This is a genomic window from Photorhabdus hainanensis, from assembly GCF_018448965.1.
Classification (GTDB): Bacteria; Pseudomonadota; Gammaproteobacteria; order Enterobacterales; family Enterobacteriaceae; genus Photorhabdus; species Photorhabdus akhurstii.
Genome location: NZ_RCWD01000009.1, coordinates 25,901 through 45,710, shown reverse-complemented (window position 1 = coordinate 45,710; position 19,810 = coordinate 25,901). Strand labels below are relative to the sequence as shown.

The window sequence follows — 19,810 nt, the reverse complement described above, 5'->3', positions numbered from 1 at the left end:
ACCAGTATAATAACTGGTGTTGCTATTATTTATATTTACTGGCGAAGTCGATTTAAATATAAAATTATTTTATATATTTAATCCCTTTTTCTCCCAAATTTCACATGCTATTTCTAATTTAACAGTATCTTTCATTATGGCTTATTTTTTTTAATAAAATGTTTTTATTGATATTTTATTTAAATAAGTTTTTATAGGTAATAATATTTCATTAATAAAAAATTGAAACTATTATTAATATAATAATTTATTATTATTGTATGATATTCCCGATATTGGAAACCGCATAAATTAAGTTTTCCTATGAGTGCCTCTTCTGTTGAAACAGGGAAACAAGGCGAGTAGTACGAGAGTGTTCTACTCCGTTACCATTGAATATCTCCATCCTTTACCGCGATTTTCTGGCATTTAATATATCAGATTCTCCATTAGCAGGATTAAAAATCCGGGCGCTGATCACATTTTATACTAATAATTTAGACGGATAAATTATTCATCATTAGAATAGTTTAATTATGTCACTATCAAATTATCAATATTTTCTATGGAAAGATTATCGCTTTATCACCGCAGTCTGGCAGCGCTTGTCCTGCTGGCAATATCCGAATGGACTCATGTTTCAACATCGGGTGCATTGGGATCTATTTGTCACATTATTCACCGGATTGAATTTGCAGGGACAGAAAGTTTGTCCCGGTTAGACCAAGAATACTCGATGCATCCTTATTTACCCGCAGGGTTAACTTTGCAGGATATCAACGCCAACGCACGGGTACGAAAAACCGCTAATACCTCATTGGGTAATTTATTAGTCAGCATTACTGACTTTGCCACACTTAAATTAAGAAAAGGGACAGTACGATGGATAAACGCCACAACTCGATGGCCAGGGTCACGAGTTATCTTTTAATTTACCTGACGGCAATCCAGCCATTGCACCCGGCTATGGCTGTCGGCATAACACCGGATAACAACCGCACACAGGTACAAAATCAGGGCAATGTGCCGGTGGTGAATATTGCCACGCCGAATGATGCAGGGATATCCCACAATACCTATCAAGAGTTCAATGTCGCCACTCAAGGGGCCGTACTCAATAACGCGACACAAACGGCTCAATCGCAACTGGCAGGGCAACTTAACGCGAACCCTAACCTGAAAGGCAAAGCGGCGGAACTGATTATTAACGAAGTCACCGGCAGTGGCCGCTCTGACCTGCAAGGCCCGTTGGAAATTGTTGGCAATAAAGCCAACGTGATGATTGCCAACCCTAACGGCATTACCTGTGATGGTTGTGGTTTTATTAATACCACCGGCGCAACCCTGACCACCGGTAAGCCACAATTTGATCAACAGGGCGCACTAGAAGCACTGGAAGTGAAAAAAGGCCAGATTACCATTGGTGGCAAAGGGCTGGACGGCAAGACGACGGATTATGTCGATATCATCAGCCGGGCGACGGAGTTGAATGGAAAAATTCAGGCTAACACCCTGTCGCTGACTCAGGGGGCCAACCGTATTAGCTTGAAAGACGGCACGGTTAAACCTATCGCCGGAGAAGGGGCAAAACCGCAATTAGCGGTTGATACCAAAGCCTTAGGCGGCATGTATGCTAATAAAATCCGGCTGGTTGCCACTGAAAAGGGGGTTGGGGTTAATCTCACCAACCTGACCACAACCCAAGACGCTATCAGTTTAACCGCTGAGGGTAAAATTATCTTGGGGGAGGTACACGCCAAGACAGATATCAACATCAACAGCAAAACCGTTGAAACGGCGGAAAAAAGCCATGTGCAGGCGGGCCAACATCTGATATTGACCACCGAAACACTGCAAAATCAGGGACAAATCCGTGCGGGTGGCGATGTCACCATTAAAGCGACTAAACTGGATAACGTAAACCCGACTAAGAAAAGTCACCCTATTATTACTGCGGGTAAAAACAATAGCATTACTGCTAACGAGATAAATAATGTTGGCGAGTTAAGCGCGGCGCAAAACCTCACCCTGACAGGCAAAAATTTTTCAACCAAAGCAATAAAAGACAGTCAGGAAAATATCGTTGGTAAACTGAGTGCCGGTGGGGATCTGACGGCGACATTTCAAGATACATTTCGTTTTGATTTTGATAAAGAACATTTTAACGAGGGAAAGAAACCCACTGATCTGGCGTTAATCACCGGGAAAAACATTTCTCTCACTGCCAGAGATTTAGCGAGTCGTGCGTCAATGATGGCAGAACAAAACTTAACCGTTGGCGCGGAAACAATCTATTTAGGACAAGGGAATTTAAAAGCTGGGAACCATGTCATACTGGATGGAAAGTCACACCTTGATGTGAATGGTTATGATATCTCCGGTCATGATGTGACCTTGCTTGCCAGCCGGGGAATGCTGTCTGTTGTCTCTGGGGACGACTATACCCCGGAAGGAACAAGGGTATTAACCACGCTTTCTGCTGATAACCTATTACGCATTATCGCCGATGGTCCTATTGATATTGCAGATACCCTGATTAACCGGGCGAAAAATATCTTTTTGGCAACCAATGATAAGCTTGAGATTTATGCCTCGGGTGATTTAATTGATGAACAGAGTCCACTTAGTGACGGCGCTAAACAAGAATTAATTAATCAGCGTCTGCGCCAGCTTAGCCAATTGCAAGCGGATGAAAATATTGAGATCCATGCAGGAAAGATTGTCGATCTGAGAAGTATTTCTTTAACCGCGGGGAAAGATATCACTCTGACCAGTGGCGGCATACTTGATGTGAGTAAAATCACAGCAGAGAACCCTTATGAATATTCAAATGAGCATGGAGATGACTATGTAAAACATTATGAAAATGCCGATGACGAGGAAGACGAACAATCTTACCCACAATTTCAATTCCCGATAATAAAAAGTACTCTCACTGCCGGCAATAATTTAACCCTTAATGCCGGTGGTGACATTATTGATACTGAGGCAACGTTATTGGCAAAAGGGACAACTGCCATCACCAAAAACAACGCAGAGTTGCATTCACCGGCGGGGAAGTATAACTCAGTTGAAGGGAAATATACGCCGGTGACTTCTGCGCTGATTGGAAGTGCGTTAAGTCATGCTCCTCAACTGACAATAAACTTCTCAGAAGTAGAAGGAGAAGTACCGGGAATTAAACTGGCGGATAAGCAAACACGGATCACCTCGAAAAACAATCGCCCTATTATTCATATTGCGGCGCCTAACGCCCGTGGTGTTTCACATAACCGTTATCAGGAATTTAATGTTGGGACCTCAGGATTAGTATTTAATAACGCGACCCATAATACGCAGTCTCTACTGGCGGGGCAAATTGGCGCCAATCTTAACTTCAAAGGTCAATCGGCTGAACTTATTATTAATGAAGTCGTGGGGACCTTAGCTTCAAATCTGCAAGGGCTGTTGGAGGTGGTGGGGCAAAAAGCCGATGTCCTCATTGCCAACCCGAACGGCATTACCTGTAATGGCTGTAGTTTTGTTAATACCCCGGCTGTCACCTTATCGACCGGTAAACCGGTGTTTGATAAAGAGGGCGCGTTAGCGGCTCTGGAAGTGAAAAAAGGCGCCATCACCTTGGGTGAAAAGGGGCTGGATGCGACGGCGCAAGATTCTATCGATATCATCAGCCGGACCACTAAGCTTAACGGTAAACTACAGGCGAAAAACCTGACATTGACACAAGGCCCCAACCGGATTGATTTCAAACGCGGGACCCTTGTCCCTATTGCAGAGGAAGGTTATACCCCTTGGAAAGCGATTGATACCGGGTTATTGGGGGGAATGTATGCCAATAAAATCCGTCTGGTGAGTACCGAGCCGGGTAAGGCTGTCAATCTGACCAACCTGACGGCAACCCAAGGCGACATCAGTCTGACGGCGGATGGCAAGGTGATTCTGGGGGATGTACAGGCTAAAACGGATATCACCGTTAACGGTAAAGACATTGAAACGGCGAAACAAAGTCATATGCAAGCCGGTCAGCATCTGATGTTGATAACCGACACATTGCAGCATTGGGGACGAATTGGCGCCGACGGTGATATCGCCATTAAAGCGAAAACCTTGTCTTTAGATGGAGGAAATGTCACCGCCGGGAACAAGGTTCAGCTACAGGCAGAGAAAAGTCTTACGGTGCGTGGCACTGATATTTCAGGTCATGACATTACCTTGATTTCCAGCGGTGGTGGTATTTATGTTTCATCTGGAGGAGATAATTCCACTACGGCAGGCACACAGGCGCTATCTACTATTTCTGCGGTTAATACATTACATATTCTGTCTGAACAGGGAATATCGCTTTCAAATACGCTAATTAACCGGGCGAAAAATATCTTTTTAGCAGGTAATGGTTGGGTTAATACTAATCAGCCTTTGGTAGCGGATGAGAATATTGATCTTCACGCTGGATGGGGGATAAATTTGGATGGGATTTCCCTGACCGCCGGGAAAGATATTACCCTGACCAGTGGTGGATCGATTAATATTGGCAAGGTTACTGCCGGCAACAATTTAACCTTGATTGCCGGCAGCAATATGAAGGAGACAGCATTATCGGCAGAAGGCGCGACCACAGTCGCCCAATATAGTACCGCGTTGCGCTTAGCCGACGGGAAATATACCCCGGTGACTTCGGCGTTGATTGATCTTGCATTAGGCAATGCCCCCCAACTGACCATCAATATTCCAGAAATAGCCGGTGGAATACCCGGGATTCAACTGGCGGATAAACGAACGCGGATTGCCGTGAGAAATAACCTGCCTATTATCCATATTGCAGCGCCTAATTCTCGAGGTATTTCACATAACCGTTATCAGGAATTTAATATTGGGGCTGCCGGGCTGGTGCTCAATAATGCTACCGATACTACCCAATCCATACTGGCGGGACAAATTGGGGCAAACCCTCACTTTAACGGTAAATCGGCTGAGTTGATTATTAATGAAGTGATGGGGACTTTAGCCACAGATCTACAGGGCCTGTTGGAAGTGGTGGGGCAAAAAGCTGCTGTCTTCATCGCCAACCCGAACGGCATAACCTGTAATGGCTGTGGCTTTATCAATACCCCGGCTGTCACCTTATCGACGGGTAAGCCGGTGTTTGATAAAGAGGGCGCGTTAGCGGCTTTAGCAGTGAAAAAAGGCGCCATAACCTTTGATGAAAAGGGGCTGGATGCGACGGCGCAGGATGATGTCGATATTATCAGCCGGACCACGATACTTAACGGCAAAGTGCAGGCGAAAAACCTGACATTGACACAAGGCCCCAACCGGATTGATTTCAAACGCGGGACCCTTGTCCCCATTGCAGGAGAGGGTGATACTCCTTGGAAAGCGATTGATACCGGCTCATTGGGGGGAATGTATGCCAATAAAATCCGTCTGGTGAGTACCGAGCTGGGTAAGGAAGTTAACCTTACCAACCTGACCGCAACGCAAGGCGACATCCGTTTGACCGCTGATGGAGAGGTGACGCTAGGAAATGTGCAGGCCAAAACAGACATCACCGTGAGCAGTAAAGGCATTAAAACGGCGGAACCGAGTCATGTACAGGCAGGGAAAGATATCACGCTTGCCGCGAACACCTTGAACAACACCGGTAAGATTATCGCAGAAGGTGACATGCGGTTATTTATCGACCATTTATACAATCGGAATAAGGGGCTGATTCAGGCAAATAACCATCTCTGGTTGCAAAAAGACGCGAGCGGTAATTTAAGCACTGAAATTAACAACACTTCAGCGACGCTGAAAACCCATAACGGGGGTATTATTATTCGCGCAAAAGCGTTAAATAATGCTTGGAATGCCAGCGTCTCTGCGGGAATGAACGCTTATATCAATGCGACAAAGTTGGATAACAGTCAAAGCCAGTTTCATGCGAAGAAAAATCTCATCTTAACCGGTCACGATTTTAACAGCGGGATGGACGGTAAACTCTCAGCTGATCTTAATGTGGTGGCCGATTTTATTAATCAATTTAACGGAACTGCGTTCATCTCGGCGAAAAATATTCTGCTTCATGCCGGTGAAATTATCAGCATGGGATACTTCAAGGCGGACAATGATCTGTCCGTCATCGCTGAACGTGGAATAAATGCCCGCCAAAATACACTGGAGGCAAAGAGAAATCTGACCTTGATTGCGGGCAAAGATATTGAGGCATTTCAAGTCGGGTTGAAGGGAGAAAATATTGAACTGCTTACGCGCGAAGGCGACATTCGGATGTGGGGGGACGGTTCGCGTATTTCAGCCAGCAACAATTTGCGGATATTGGCGGATCACAAACTGGATCTGTATGACCTTTTGTTCGATAAATCAAACACGATAACGTTAAACGCGGGTCATGAAATTGATGCCAGCCAAGTTAAATTGGCCGCACAGAAAAATCTGACCCTCATTGCGGGCAAAGGTATCACCGCCCGTCAAACTGAACTGAAAGGGGAAAATATTGAGCTTCTCGCGCGTGAAGGCAACATTCAAATGGGCGGGCATGATTCGCGTATTTCGGCCAGCAATAATGTGCAGATGTTTGCGGGACACGAACTGAATATCCAGGATCTTTTGTTCGATAAAGCCAACAATATGACATTAAATGCGGGGAGTGAAATTAATGCCGACCGGGTTAAATTAGCGGCAAATAAAAATCTGACCTTAATTGCGGGCAAAGATATCACCGCCCGTCAGGCAGAGTTAAAGGGAGAAAATGTTGAACTTCTGGTGCGGGAAGGCGACATCCAAATGGGACGGAATCGGTCTCATGAGTTATTAGCCTCAATTTCGGCCGATAATCATTTGCGGATTTCCGCGGGCAAGGATCTGGATCTCTCCGGTACCCGGTTGGATAAATCACAAAACCTGACATTAAGTGCGGGTCGTAACCTGAATGCCAGTCGAAGCCAATTGAACGCTGCGGGCAATATTAATCTGTTTGCGGGAAATGATTTAATGTTGCGGCAAGCTGGTATCCGGGCGGGGCGACAAGTCATGCTCAGTGCGGGCCGTGATATTGATATCTCTCGCCCTAATACGCCAGAGAGCCTGTTTTATTTATCCGAATTAGATGGATTAGACAAATTCGCTGAATTAGGTACGCAAATTACCGCGGGTGATCACCTGCAACTCAGTGCGGGGGGCGATATCGCGGGTATCGCGAGATTAACATCGACTAAAGGAAATGTATCGGTTAGCGCTGGCCGGGATTTACTGTTCTCTGCCCGGAAATATTCGCCGATTAATGATGGCGATAAACAATACCTTTATGCTGCCAGCGCCATCAACGCGGCCCAAAATCTCACATTAGTTGCGGCAGGCAACCTGCTGACATCCGGGGCCAGCTTGACATCCGGCAATGATATGCGGCTTTCCGCGGGTGGAAATGTTCGTTTTGAATCGCGGCAAGAATTTATCCGCGAGGGGAATATTGAGCGCTTTACGCAACACGCCAGCCGGCTGAATAGTGGCGGCGCATTAACGATTCGCTCCCAAGGCAGTATTTTATTCCAGGCGACGGAATTAATCGCCAAGGGTGTAATGGATATCGCGGCAACAGGCGGCTTTCTCTATGCGCAAGCAATGGAGGAAGTTTATAAACGGGAAGAAACAGAGAAAAGCTGTAAAGGTTTTGGCCCCATAAAGTCGTGTAAAGTGTTTGGGTCTAAAACAGAACATCGAATACAAATCAAGAAGACCAACAAAGTCACGGAATTTACGGCCGGGGGTGATATTAACCTGATGGCAAAAGATGAGGTGACATTGGAAGCGAGTCGGATAGAGACCAGTAAAAACGCGAAAATCACCAGCCAGACAGGGAAAGTGAACTTCAAGGCGATGCCCAATATTGATTTTGAGCAGACCATCACGACATCAAAAGGCTTTTTTATTACACAGCGCGATAAAGGTCATCGTGAAGAAACCTGGATAATCCCGTCAGTGCATGTTGGCGGTACGCTGACGGTGGATGCGGCGAAAGGCATCAATGCGGATGTGAAAGTAAAAGAGGGGCAGTTACTGGAAGACGCGTTAGGAGTACTGGGTAACACCCCCGGCACCGAATGGTTGAAAAATCTTCAAAACCGCAATGATGTCCAGTGGAATCAGGTTAAGGACGCTTACAGTAGCTGGGACAAAAAAAGCGAAAGCTTAAACCCCGTAGTGGGTGCGGTGGTTGCGATTGCTGTCGCGGCGGTCACGGCGGGTTCGGGTTTGGCGGCTTGGGCGGGAAGTGGCGCCGTGGGGGCGACAGGCGCCACGGGAGCTACGGCGAGCGCGGTTTATGGGGCGGCTTATGGCGGAATGATAGGGTTGACCTCGCAGGCGGCGGTGGCCTTAGTTGAAAATAAAGGGGATCTCACCAAGACACTGGCAGCCTTAGCGAAACGCGATTCAATCAAATCCCTTGTTACCCAAATAGCCGTGGGTGGCGCATTAGGGGGATTAGACCACACGATGGGTTGGGGAACATTAGTGGAGGGAAAAGGCGTTGTTGATCCGATAAAAGCGCAGCTTCCCTTATTGAGTAATAATAATTGGAGTCAGGTGGCCCAGCGTGTTGCGGCGCAATCCATCGTGAGTTCAACAATAGGGACGGCGATTAACGGCGGCAGTTTTACGGATAATCTGCAAACCGCATTGTTGAGTAATATTGGTAATCAGATTAATGCGGAAGGCGCCAAACTGATTGGGGATAATGGGGAGGTTTTAGGCCACTCAGGCAAGATATTGAGCCATTCGGTTGTGGCAGGCATCAGTGCTGAAATTGCTGGTGGGGATGCCAAAGGGGCGGCTGTAGGTGCGCTGGCGGCTGAATTAGCGGCAATCACAATGGAAAGCAGGCTATTTGAACCGGCGTATAAGAATGAAACAGAGCGACAAATCCATAAGCTTCAGGAAGCGTTGACGGGTAATGAAGTTAAGGCCCAGACCGCTAAATTTGTCGGGGCGTTGTCAGGCGCACTGATTAGCCATACCCCGGAAGGCGCTTACAGTGCAGCGAACAGCGCGGAGCTTGTCTATCGAAATAACATGACTGAGCACATGTTGTACCAGTTATCGGTAGATAATCAAAAAGACATCTTAGCGGCAGGAAAAGGGGATAAAGCTGCGGAAGAGCGCGTTATTGCGCGGCGGAATGCCGCGATTGCCGTCACCGCAGTGGCGGCAGGCGGCTATGCGTTGGTTTATGGCGGTCAGATACTGATTGCGGGTTCGGCTGAAATAGCAACGGCAGGGCGTATTGCGCTTGAAGGTTGTAAAACCAATCCGGCGCTATGCCTGAATAACGTGGGTATTTTTGTCGCTGATGCGGTTGCGCCAGAAGCGGCGGTTGGGACCGGTGTTTTGGCTGCGGGAACGGTAAAGGTATTAGGTAACACTAAAGAAGGTGCGAAGAATCTGGCAGAAGGATTGAGTCACGCCTCAAAACCGCTGTTAAGAAATGATAAGCCTAATACTGATGCCGTAGCTAGTTTGATTGAAAATGAGAGATTGTATGCTGGAAAGGGGACGACAGAATTAGCGAAACCGACTCAAGCTTGGGGAGGTTACTTGGATGCTGAGAAAGCCGTTCTGCAATCAGCGGCAATGAAGCAACAAGTCATGGATGTAAGGGCTGGTTTACCTTCAGCCTTGAGACGAGAAGGTAATGTTGCGGTTGCCAATATTAGTGTAGAAGGTTTGCCATCACAGATGTCAGCTCATAGCCGAATTGATGCTCCAACACTAGCACAGGCTGCTCAGGGCATTGTTGGTAAAAGTAGTGGAATATTCACAACACAAACCTTACCAAATAAAGCTGGAGCAATGATCCCTAGAGCTACTGATTCAGAAGCTAAAATTTTAGATAATATTGCTCAGAAACTTGGTAACAATACATTCGCTAAAGGTACAGTGAATATTTTTACTGAACGACCTGCATGTGCAAGTTGCCTCAGTGTTGTAGATCAGTTCAGGGCTAAATATCCCAATATACAAGTTAATGTATTGGATAATAACGGTATTGTCTTAAGACCACCGAGGAAAAATTAATGGAAGAACGAACCATTTATTCAGAAATTAAAGAATGGCTATTAGAGTCATATTTTATGAGTTGTAGAGATCGTAGGAATAGTGAAGACGGTTGGACACATGAATCGATAGTTGCTGATATTTATGATGGGTATACATCAAGTTTTAACTATCCTATTGAGTATCTAATGCTAGAAGTTGTAGCTTTAGTGTTAGTTGGTGGTTGGTATCCTGCTCAAGTGGAATATCACCAAGAAGAAATATCTCGATTATTAACTGAAAATAAGCTTGATGATTTATTAGCTGTTGTACCTAAGGAAGAAGCAGAAGAACTTCTTCATGATATGAATATCCTAAAACTCATCTGAGTAATGGCCCGGCCTAGAGCCGGGCTATAAGCTTGTCATTTAAATAGCTATGGAAAAATGAGGGCGAATTTTCGCATCATCGAAAATTTCAGATAGCGTGTTGTCGGTCAGGGGGGATTCTGATTTACACAAAAATATGCTGTATCAGTTATCGGTAGAGAATCAAAAAGACATCTTGGCGGCAGGCGGTTACGCGTTGGTTTATGGCGGTCAGATACTGATTGCGGGTTCGGCTGAAATAGCAACGGCAGGGCGTGTTGCGCTTGAAGGCTGTAAAACCAACCCGGCGCTGTGCCTGAATAATGTGGGCATTTTTGTCGCTGATGCGGTTGCGCTAGAAGCGGCGGTTGGGACTGGTGTTTTGGCTGCTGGCACGGTAAAGGTATTAGGTAATACCAAAGAAGGAGCCAAGAATCTGGCGGAAGGATTGAGTAATACCTCAAAACCGCTGTTAAGAAATGATAAGCCTGACACTGATGCCGTAGCTAGTTTGATTGAAAATGAGAGATTGTATGCTGGAAAGGGGACGAGCGCAAATAAACCCCTTGGTTTAGGCTCCAATACTCCTGCAAATTTGAATGAAAAATTAGCACTTGAGCAAGCTATATCCAATCCTAATTCGGGGCGGCAGCTCCCTGTTCCTATGACTGATAAACGGTGGCCTGAGTCAGATGGTTGGGTAAAAATGTCTCAAAATATTAACGGAATAGAAGTCCACTATGTAAAGAATACAAAGACAGGGGCTATTGATGATTTTAAATTTAAGTGAGTATTTTTATGTTAATTAAATGTATTTTTAATTCGGGAAAAAATTTACCTGATGATAGCCGTTGTTTGGGCGAAACAGATGAAACAGATTATTCTTTTTTGGAGATTGGAACTGAATATGTAGTTTATGGTTTGATGTTGCTTTCATGTCGAATCGATTATTTAATCTGTCCTAATAAAGGTAACCCTGTATGGATTCCTGCTAATTTATGCGAGATTAAAGACGGTAAATTGTCTTCTAATTGGTCAATTTGTATAACTCATTTAAATGATGACTATAAAGTCTTATATGATAATTTTAAGATACAATCGATTATAGGTTATTCTGAGTTAGTCACATCCATCTCTCATTACATAGGTATTATTGAAAGGGAATCAGAGGATCTAGGAGCTTTTTTTCTCGAAAAGCAAAAAATCGATGGCGAGTTTGCTTCTTCAATTGACTGAAACGGCGGCAGTTTTACGGATAATCTGCAAACCGCATTGTTGAGTAATATTGGTAATCAGATTAATGCGGAAGGCGCCAAACTGATTGGTGATCAGGGGCAGATTCTGGATGTTCCGGGTAAAGCGATTAGCCATGCAGCAGTGTCTGCTCTGGCGGCGGAAATTAGCGGCGGGGATGCTAAAGGGGCGGCAGTGGGCGCATTAGCCGCAGAACTGGCCGCCATCACCTTGGATAAAACCCTTTAGCGATCCGATGGCAATTCAGGCCGGTGGTAAAATCATCGGCTGCGCTGCGGGAGCCATTGCAACCAACAGCGCAGAAGGCGCCAACAGTGGCGCCAATGCCGGTGAAATGGTGATTGTCTATAATTCACTGGCACATCTTCTGTCCGCCGCAGAGAAAGAAAAGTCGGGCACACTCAAAACCTACGAGGAAAAGAAGCAAGCTTTTTGTCAGCAGTCACCGGAGGCGTGTAAACAAGCTGGAGGTGTCATCAGTTTTGGTACTGACTTCGTGCCGATTGTCGGAGATATCAAAGGTTTTGTTGAAGCTGAGAGCGCGTTAGATTATCTGGCCGCCGCAGTAGCGATTATTCCCGGCGCAGGTGATGCCGCTGGGAAGGCTATCAAGGCAGCAGAGAAAGCCTTACAGAAAGGTGATATTGGGGAAGCTTCCAAACTGCTCAATAAGGCCAGTGATGAAATAAGACAGTTACCAAAACCAGGAACTACATCACTCCCCAGTAGTGGTGTTGGAGCGGGAAGTGTTTTCAAAGTTGATGATGCTCAGTTAGGGAAAAAACTTGGAAAGCATGTTGAAGATTTTGGCGGTAATGCATCAAATGCTACAGACAGAAAAATGCTGTTGGATAAAATAAATGATATAGGTAACAACGCAGATAAAACAATCCCAGGAGTTTTTGCTGGACAGGGCCCTAATGGAACAAGAGGTGATGTATTCTTCAAAATAAAGGGTAATGACGTTGTTGTTACTAAACCAGACGGAACTTTTGTTACCATCCTAAAAGATGGGGTTAATAATACTTCTGTCAAAAACGCCTTAAAAGGAGAACCTCGTTGAATATTATTTCTAAAGAAGCCCATGATTGGGGAATGGGCATTATTGGCAACCGTCTTAAATCTGTTCAGGGATTAGTCTATATACTCCATGTAGAGGATATAGAGCACCCTCAAGAATTACTTTTCGAATTTGAAGGGGCTGGTGTATCAAGGAAGATATCTTGCAGTCAAGACGGCTCATCACTAGTTGTATGCAATAAACCGATGTTCGAGAGTGACTTAGGTGAATACGGGAAACAAATAATTAAGGATATATCCCAACATCCAATATTCAATGAATTGATAGGCCGGAAGTTATCTCGTTTTAATGCTATTTACTCTGAAATTGAGCAATGCGTCATTGGTTTTAATTTTATTTTTTGTAGTTATGGTCAGATTAGCTTGCTTAATTTGGGAGATGAAATATATATATATAACGATATTCCAGAATGTATTTTTCTTGAGGAGAAAATCACTTTAGTAAATATAGTAAATCTATAATTTTAACCCCACTATGAATATGAGCTGCCCCAAAGTTGGGCAGGTTACACTCGGCAGCTAATGATACCTGAGTCCGGAACTTCACCGGACTCAGGCTATTTCACTTTAAGCTGATTCTTTCGTGGTGGTCATAGTGGATAGACTCTTCTATCCACTATTTCATCGTGAGTTCGACACTGGGCACGGCCATTAATGGCAGCAGTTTTACGGATAATCTGCAAACCGCATTGTTGAGTAATATTGGTAATCAGATTAATGCGGAAGGCGCCAGACTGATTGGTGATCAGGGGCAGATTCTGGATGTTCCGGGTAAAGCGATTAGCCATGCCGCAGTGTCTGCGCTGGCGGCGGAGATTAGCGGTGGAGATGCTAAAGGGGCGGCAGTGGGCGCATTAGCCGCAGAACTGGCCGCCATCACCTTGGATAAAACCTTTAGCGACTCGATGGCAATTCAGGCATTAAAGAAAGTGTCAACAATCTGGCAGAAGGATTGAATCATACCGCAAAACCGCTGTTAAGAAATGCTAAACCTGATACCTATGTTAATCCATTATTCAAAATAAGGAATATTCTTAAATCGCCTAAAAATTTCAATAATATATTGTCGGTTAATCAGCTTTTCTTTAATACTTAATAACGCTTTATTTTATCAACAAAGGTTAAAAATTTTTAGGATCAATAAGTCAGAAATGTGATAACGGTTAGATAGGTGTTTAACCGTTAACAGCGAGTGAAAACAACTCGGAAAAATAATGATATTAAATTGATTTTAGTGTTAAATCACCTGACGGTATAAAAAGAGAAATGGTCTAAATTAAACAGTAAAAAAGAGATGTTATTAGATGGGATAAAAAAGTCTAAAGCTGGTTTAAGCTATTATGGTTTTGTATAATAAATATAAAATAATAACGCTGAAAGTAATCTAATTCGTATGCCGTTAAATCATTTATTTGAAGATTTTGTTATTCAGATTTTTCATGATTGATGATTTAATTGGTTTATGAAAAAGCTTATTCCTTGGTTTTAGGCGTTATTAAAGACGATTCCTGTTGGAAAAATAGATTATCTAATTAACCTGTTCATGTTTTTATTTGTCCGTTTTTCCCAGCAGACATAAGCATTAATAAAATCAATTTTTGTTTTTCATTTTTCACTGATGGCTTTATAATAGTTAGGCTTTAGACTGTTATTAAAATTAAAAAACATTGTCTTAACTCTTGGGTTAATCGGTATAAAGTTTTAACGATAGTTTTAACGATAGTTTTAACGATAGTTTTAACGATAGTTTTAACGATAGTTTTAACGATAGTTTTAACGATAGTTTTAACCTGTAAAACCTGTAAAACCTGTAAAACCTGTAAAACCTGTAAAACCTGTAAAACCTGTAAAACCTGTAAAACCTGTAAAACCTGTAAAACCTGTAAAACCTGTAAAACCTGTAAAACCTGTAAAACCTGTAAAACCTGTAAAACCTGTAAAACCTGTAAAACCTGTAAAACCCTTTTTCCGCCTGTTTTTTATTAAGTTTAATTATCATGGTTTATTGTGTTTTATATTGAAAAAACATTAATCTCACTCGCTTTTTATCTTTATAAATCAGCCAGTAAATAGCCTGATGATGTAAAGACACGTTTTCGGATAATCACCCTTTTTTCAGGATTTAAATTCTGCCAAATTAACCTGTTTTACCCATTTTTTATTACATTATTTTAGCGATTTGCTTAGTAAAGTGATGGAAATAAAGTATTTGAATATCAGGCTGTATGGATAATATTATTTTACTTGCCGATTTATTTCTTCACTCTTTGTTAATGATTAATGGATTTCGATTAACTGTTACACTAAAAAATTCTACTTATTGAGTTAAATCCGCTTTTTATATAAAAGCTTTAATTCCTCTTTATTCTCATCTTTAAATAATCATGGCAGATTGATTAAATGTAAAATAAGCGAAGAATAATATCACCGATAGATATACTAAATATGACGATAAATAAGATTTTTAAAATCACTCTGTACCTTTTAAAAGTGGGAATTAATAACGCACTGATTTTCTTAACCCTTAGTTTACTCATTGCCGATAAAAGGAGGGGGTGATCGCCAAAAAGGGAAAATGCAAGTAAAGAGAGAAAGTGAATACTGTTAACAACATGATGTGCTTGCTCTTTTCTCCTGATTTTAAAACCACACTGAAAGATAAACATGGTTTTCTTAACACCTGTTTTATCACCTTGGAATAAGGTGTAGTTAATATTATTTGCATAGGTGAATATAACATTATTGAGGAAAACTCAGCAGTGATAGTCGAGACGTTAAAAGTCAATAATCTGAAATGTGCATGTTCACTGCGTGCACGTTAATCGTAAATAATCACTAATATTATAGTTAATAAAGATATAATAACTTGAGTGTTTTATCTATCTATATTGGTGAAAGTTGATGGAAAATATAAATTTAAAAAAACACCTTTCTTGAGAATTTTTGTTTTTTTATTGAAGAAAAAAAGACATTTAGAATATTGTTCCCCGTAACAATTTAAATATAAATTGTTTTTATTTTATACTGAAAGTATTTATATGATTTTTTTGTTTATAATATAAGACTAAATTTGTTTGACAGTTTTGTATTTGATGATTATTGTTCATCCCTGATTTGCAGATGTTATTTCAAATATAATAATATCTTCTGTTATTATTACTTTAAATATAAATGACATTTTGTTATTTTTTAAGATATTGTTTTTGTTGAAAATTTTTATTTTCATAAATTAATTAATATGGGTGATTGTATTTGGTTGATAATAAATTGAAACTATTTCTAATGTAATGGTTCGTTATTGCATGTTTGTTTTTAAATTTAGTATAAATCTGAGAGTGATTCGTCATTTTAATTGCGGATGAACACAGGGTTATTTTTTTACAATTGATGTAAAGCAGTAAAAATATCCTCACTGTAAGAGGACGGTAATTATTTTCCGTCGTTATTGACAAAATATTTAAAATAGATTGGCCGCGGGCCATATAGGAGTAAATAAGTGAAATACGACTTTATTGTCGTTGGTTCAGGGGCAATTGCAGGTTCAATCGCTTATGAGCTGGCAAGCAGAAATTTCTCGGTTTGTAGGGTTGGAGAGACCGATCGAACTAATGCTGCCTCCAAAGCGGCGGGTGCAATGAATGGTTGTTTTGGCGAAATTACCAGTGGTTTATTAGCGAGTGAACACGGTAAGTTGAAATTGAATATGGATTGTATCGCCAAAGAGCTTTGGCCGGCTTGGGCGCAACGGTTAGCTGACGCTTCCGGTGATACCCGATCGCTGTTCACTGCTCAAGGTACTCATGTGATACTCAACACTGCCGGGATGGAAGAGATTGACACGATCAATTATGAGGCTATCGAGCAAACTCTGATCGATTATGCGGCTGCTTATGAAACTGTTGATCCGCGTGAAATTGAGTGGTTAAAACCCAACGATTTAGTGCGTCCGCTGCGTGCTCTGTATATCCCTGATGAACATGCGCTGAACTCGCATTTATTGCTGGAAAAGCTGGATGCGGCATTTGTGGCTGAGGGTGGTGTCCTTAAAGCAGAGAATATTAAATGTGTGCTAATCGAAGAGGGTTTAGCCACCGGCGTTGAATTGCTAAGTGGTGAGCGTTTAATGGCAGATAAAGTCGTTGTAGCTGCCGGTGCGCACTCGTTGGATCTGTTATCAAATATACCTTCTATTGTTCGCCAGATTCCGCCAATCTTTGCCGGTTATGGGGTATCCATTCTGGTCAAGATGCCAAAAGGCAGAGAATTGCCGACCTCAGTCATCCGTACCCCTAACCGGGCATTTGCCTGTGGGCTGCATTGTGTGCCACGTGGTGATGGTGTGCTGTATCTTGGCGCGACCAATATTCTGTCTGAAAAACCACGCAGTCAGGCGCTGATTTCTGATGTGCAGTTCTTGTTGGATTGTGCGTTAGATCAGTTGGATATTAATTTACATGATGCTGAAATCCTTTCAATCCAAGTTGGCAACCGGCCAATCCCGGCTGATGGATTCCCGTTGATTGGTGAATGTGGCGTGAATGGTCTTTGGCTGGCTACCGGTACTTATCGCGATGGCTTACATCAGTCGCCATTATTGGCGGATTACATCGCCAACGCTTTGACCGGAGTAGAAAATAGACTGATTAATCTTGATGATTTCAAGCCCGTTCGTCCGCCGCTGGTGGGTTTCTCCCGTGAAGTAATGGCTAAAGAGACCGCCCAACAAATGTTTGCCACCGGTTATGAATATCGTTGGGATATCAAACCTTACTGGCTGCCACTGCTGAATGAAGGGATGATGCGCAATTATCAGAATGTAATTGAGTCTCTTCATCCGCAGTTCACGCCACCGCCGGAGCTGGTCGCTTTCTCTCATATTTATGAATCCATGCGTGAACGGTTACGTAGTTATTATGAGGCATGGTCATGAGTTTTTCGCTGAAAGATCAAGTCGTCATTGATAACGCCAGGAAATTACTGTCAGAGGCAGGGGTTTGGGATGTGGAAACTGATCTCACATGCCTGATTGATCGTTATCTGGAAAGACGTTGTAAGGATCGCGCCCGTGATGAATTTATGCTTGCGGTTCATGAACGCTGTAATCGGATCCCACTTGGGCATATTGTCGGTACTGTGGATTTTGATGGATTGCCTCTGACGGTGGGGACGGGGGTATTTATTCCGCGTCCTCATAGCCAGGTTATTCATAAATGGCTGGAGAGTGAATATCAAGCGCCTCACGGGGCAGCGGTTCTGGACTTATGTTCCGGTAGCGGCGCCATCGGTTTAGCCATTGCTAAACGTCGCCCGGATTTAAAGGTCACTTGTGTCGAATATGATGATGTGGCTTTTCAATACCTGACGCGCAATATCCATCGGTTGGCGAATTGGTCGATTAAAGCCGATGCATTAAAAGCAGATTTACGGGATTGGCAAGCATTTTCTCAATTTAACGAATCGGTGGCGTTGATTGTGGCGAATCCACCTTATGTGCCGGAACAGCAGGAAATATTGCCGGAATGGGAGGAGCATCATCCTTATGTGTCGGTGTATTCGGGGGATGATGGGCTTGACTTAACGCGGTTGATTATCAAACAAGCTAAACAGTTATTGCAATCAGAGGGTTGGTTAGTGATTGAACATGGTGAAAGCCAGGAAGAGAGCGTCAGAGCATTATTTTCAGATGCTGGTTTTTCTCTGGTACGAACCATTATTGATGAAGATGTTTCTGACACAACGGGCAGTTCGATAATCACTGTTGGTTGTAAGCTCCTTTGAACTTAACCAGTTGGAATCTAAATAATGAATGTAAAACACAAGCAGGATTGGATGACAATTCGCCGGTCACGGACAACCGGCGCTTTAGCACAGGCTATCGATGAAGGTTTGACCAGTTTCACTGTGGTAGAGCGTCAAGGTAAGCAAATTACTACAGAGGAAGGAAAAGTTTTTACTGAATTTGTTTCCTGCTCTTATTTGGGATTAGAACATCATCCTGCTTTAATTGAAGCGGCAAATCAGGCAATGTCCCGCACAGGGATACATTTGTCATCGTCCCGTGGTGCGATGCGGCCACAATATTTGGGGCAATTAGAGAAACTGCTAGAAGAGATTTATCCGGGTGGTTCTGTCGCTGTGTTTACTTCCACCAGCAATGTTCATCTTGGTGTATTACCGTTATTGGGTAGTGGTTCTTTACCCAGTTATCCTCTTTCCCGGCCTGTACATTGGTTGATGGATAAAACCGCTCACGCATCTATGCAGGTATTACGCGGTATTCTCGAACAGTTCGGACCGGTATCGCGGGTTGATAGCGCAGATGCACAGTCAGTACAGCAAGCTTTGCAGAACTGTCAGGAGAATCAGCGGACGCCTATCCTGCTGATTGATGGTATTGGTTCAATGAATGGTTTAATTCCGGTTGCGGAATTAACTCGACAATTGGCTGTGGCTGGAGGCTATGTTTATGTAGATGATGCTCATGGTATTTCCATTATGGGGCGTCATGGCGCCGGTTATGCCTTTGCTGCGCTTGACCATGTTTTGCCATCCAACTTCATACTTGCAGGTTCATTATCCAAAGCATTTGGCGGCGCCGGAGGTTTTGTGGTGGTTGCAAGTGCCGATGATGTCGAAGTGATCAGTACCTTAGCGAATCCTCTGGTTTTTGGTCATTCGATCATGGTGCCGATGTTGGCAGCTAACGTTGCCTCAGCAAAACTTCATCTCAGCCTTGAGATAGAAATCCGGCAGGAGCAGTTATGGAAAAACATCAATCTGTTTGATTCTCTGATGGGGAACCATTTGATGAATGCCGGTGTTCAATCTCCCGTTCGTGGCGCTTTATTCGAAAATGAAGCAGAAGGGCTTGAAGCGGCGCGTTTGCTGCGTGATAACGGCATCTTATTGTTCCCGGTATTTTATCCGCTGGTCCCGGATGGCAATGCGATGTTGCGTTTTGCTTTCTCTAGTGAACATAAGGCCGACGAAATCAGGCACTTAGTAAATACCTTATTTGAAATAAGGGAAAAAGGGCTGAATTGGGTGGAGCCACAGGCTGTAGTTCCACAGGTATAAACGACGCCGGCTTATCAATAAAGAAG

9 protein-coding genes and 2 pseudogenes are annotated in these 19,810 nt (G+C 43.3%); all 11 read left to right on the top strand.

Annotated elements, in window-relative coordinates; translation table 11 throughout:
* Positions 1 to 544: 544 nt before the first annotated feature.
* The 11 genes and pseudogenes from EAE92_RS07485 (at position 545) to EAE92_RS07430 (ending at position 19,784) form a co-directional block, all read left to right on the top strand.
* The gene (locus EAE92_RS07485) at positions 545 to 910 is read left to right on the top strand and encodes a hypothetical protein (protein ID WP_214067623.1); all 366 of its coding nucleotides are present in this window, start codon (positions 545 to 547) and stop codon (positions 908 to 910) included.
* A complete protein-coding gene (locus tag EAE92_RS07480) occupies positions 862 to 10,047 on the top strand; it encodes a two-partner secretion domain-containing protein (RefSeq protein ID WP_214067622.1) in 9,186 nt (3,061 codons plus the stop codon). The genes EAE92_RS07485 and EAE92_RS07480 overlap by 49 nt, the downstream gene beginning before the upstream one ends.
* Positions 10,047 to 10,394 carry a hypothetical protein gene (locus EAE92_RS07475; RefSeq protein ID WP_040150920.1) on the top strand — a complete coding sequence of 116 codons (348 nt, stop codon included), beginning with the start codon at positions 10,047 to 10,049 and terminating at the stop codon, positions 10,392 to 10,394. Before EAE92_RS07480 ends, EAE92_RS07475 begins: the two co-directional genes overlap by 1 nt.
* A 136-nt stretch (positions 10,395 to 10,530) precedes the next feature.
* Positions 10,531 to 11,163 (top strand): hypothetical protein, encoded by a 633-nt coding sequence (locus EAE92_RS24470; RefSeq protein ID WP_246545071.1) that lies wholly within the window; start codon positions 10,531 to 10,533, stop codon positions 11,161 to 11,163.
* Between the two features lie 8 nt (positions 11,164 to 11,171).
* Entirely contained in the window at positions 11,172 to 11,609 is a 438-nt protein-coding gene (locus EAE92_RS07465) for a hypothetical protein (protein WP_214067621.1), read from the top strand.
* Positions 11,610 to 12,690: pseudogene (locus tag EAE92_RS07455) on the top strand (DUF637 domain-containing protein); the annotation flags it as partial.
* Complete coding sequence (locus EAE92_RS07450) at positions 12,687 to 13,169, top strand: hypothetical protein (protein WP_051560853.1); 483 nt, start codon at positions 12,687 to 12,689, stop codon at positions 13,167 to 13,169. The pseudogene EAE92_RS07455 and the gene EAE92_RS07450, both read left to right, overlap by 4 nt.
* Positions 13,170 to 13,330: 161 nt before the next feature.
* Positions 13,331 to 13,609: pseudogene (locus tag EAE92_RS07445) on the top strand (DUF637 domain-containing protein); the annotation flags it as partial.
* Between the two features lie 2,594 nt (positions 13,610 to 16,203).
* Positions 16,204 to 17,637, top strand: a complete 1,434-nt coding sequence (locus tag EAE92_RS07440) for an NAD(P)/FAD-dependent oxidoreductase (RefSeq protein WP_214067618.1) — start codon at positions 16,204 to 16,206, stop codon at positions 17,635 to 17,637.
* On the top strand, positions 17,634 to 18,485 hold the full coding sequence (locus EAE92_RS07435) for a HemK/PrmC family methyltransferase (protein WP_214067617.1): 852 nt from the start codon (positions 17,634 to 17,636) through the stop codon (positions 18,483 to 18,485). The genes EAE92_RS07440 and EAE92_RS07435 overlap by 4 nt, the downstream gene beginning before the upstream one ends.
* A gap of 24 nt (positions 18,486 to 18,509) precedes the next feature.
* Positions 18,510 to 19,784 (top strand): 8-amino-7-oxononanoate synthase family protein, encoded by a 1,275-nt coding sequence (locus EAE92_RS07430; protein WP_214067616.1) that lies wholly within the window; start codon positions 18,510 to 18,512, stop codon positions 19,782 to 19,784.
* The last annotated feature ends 26 nt before the right edge of the window (positions 19,785 to 19,810 follow it).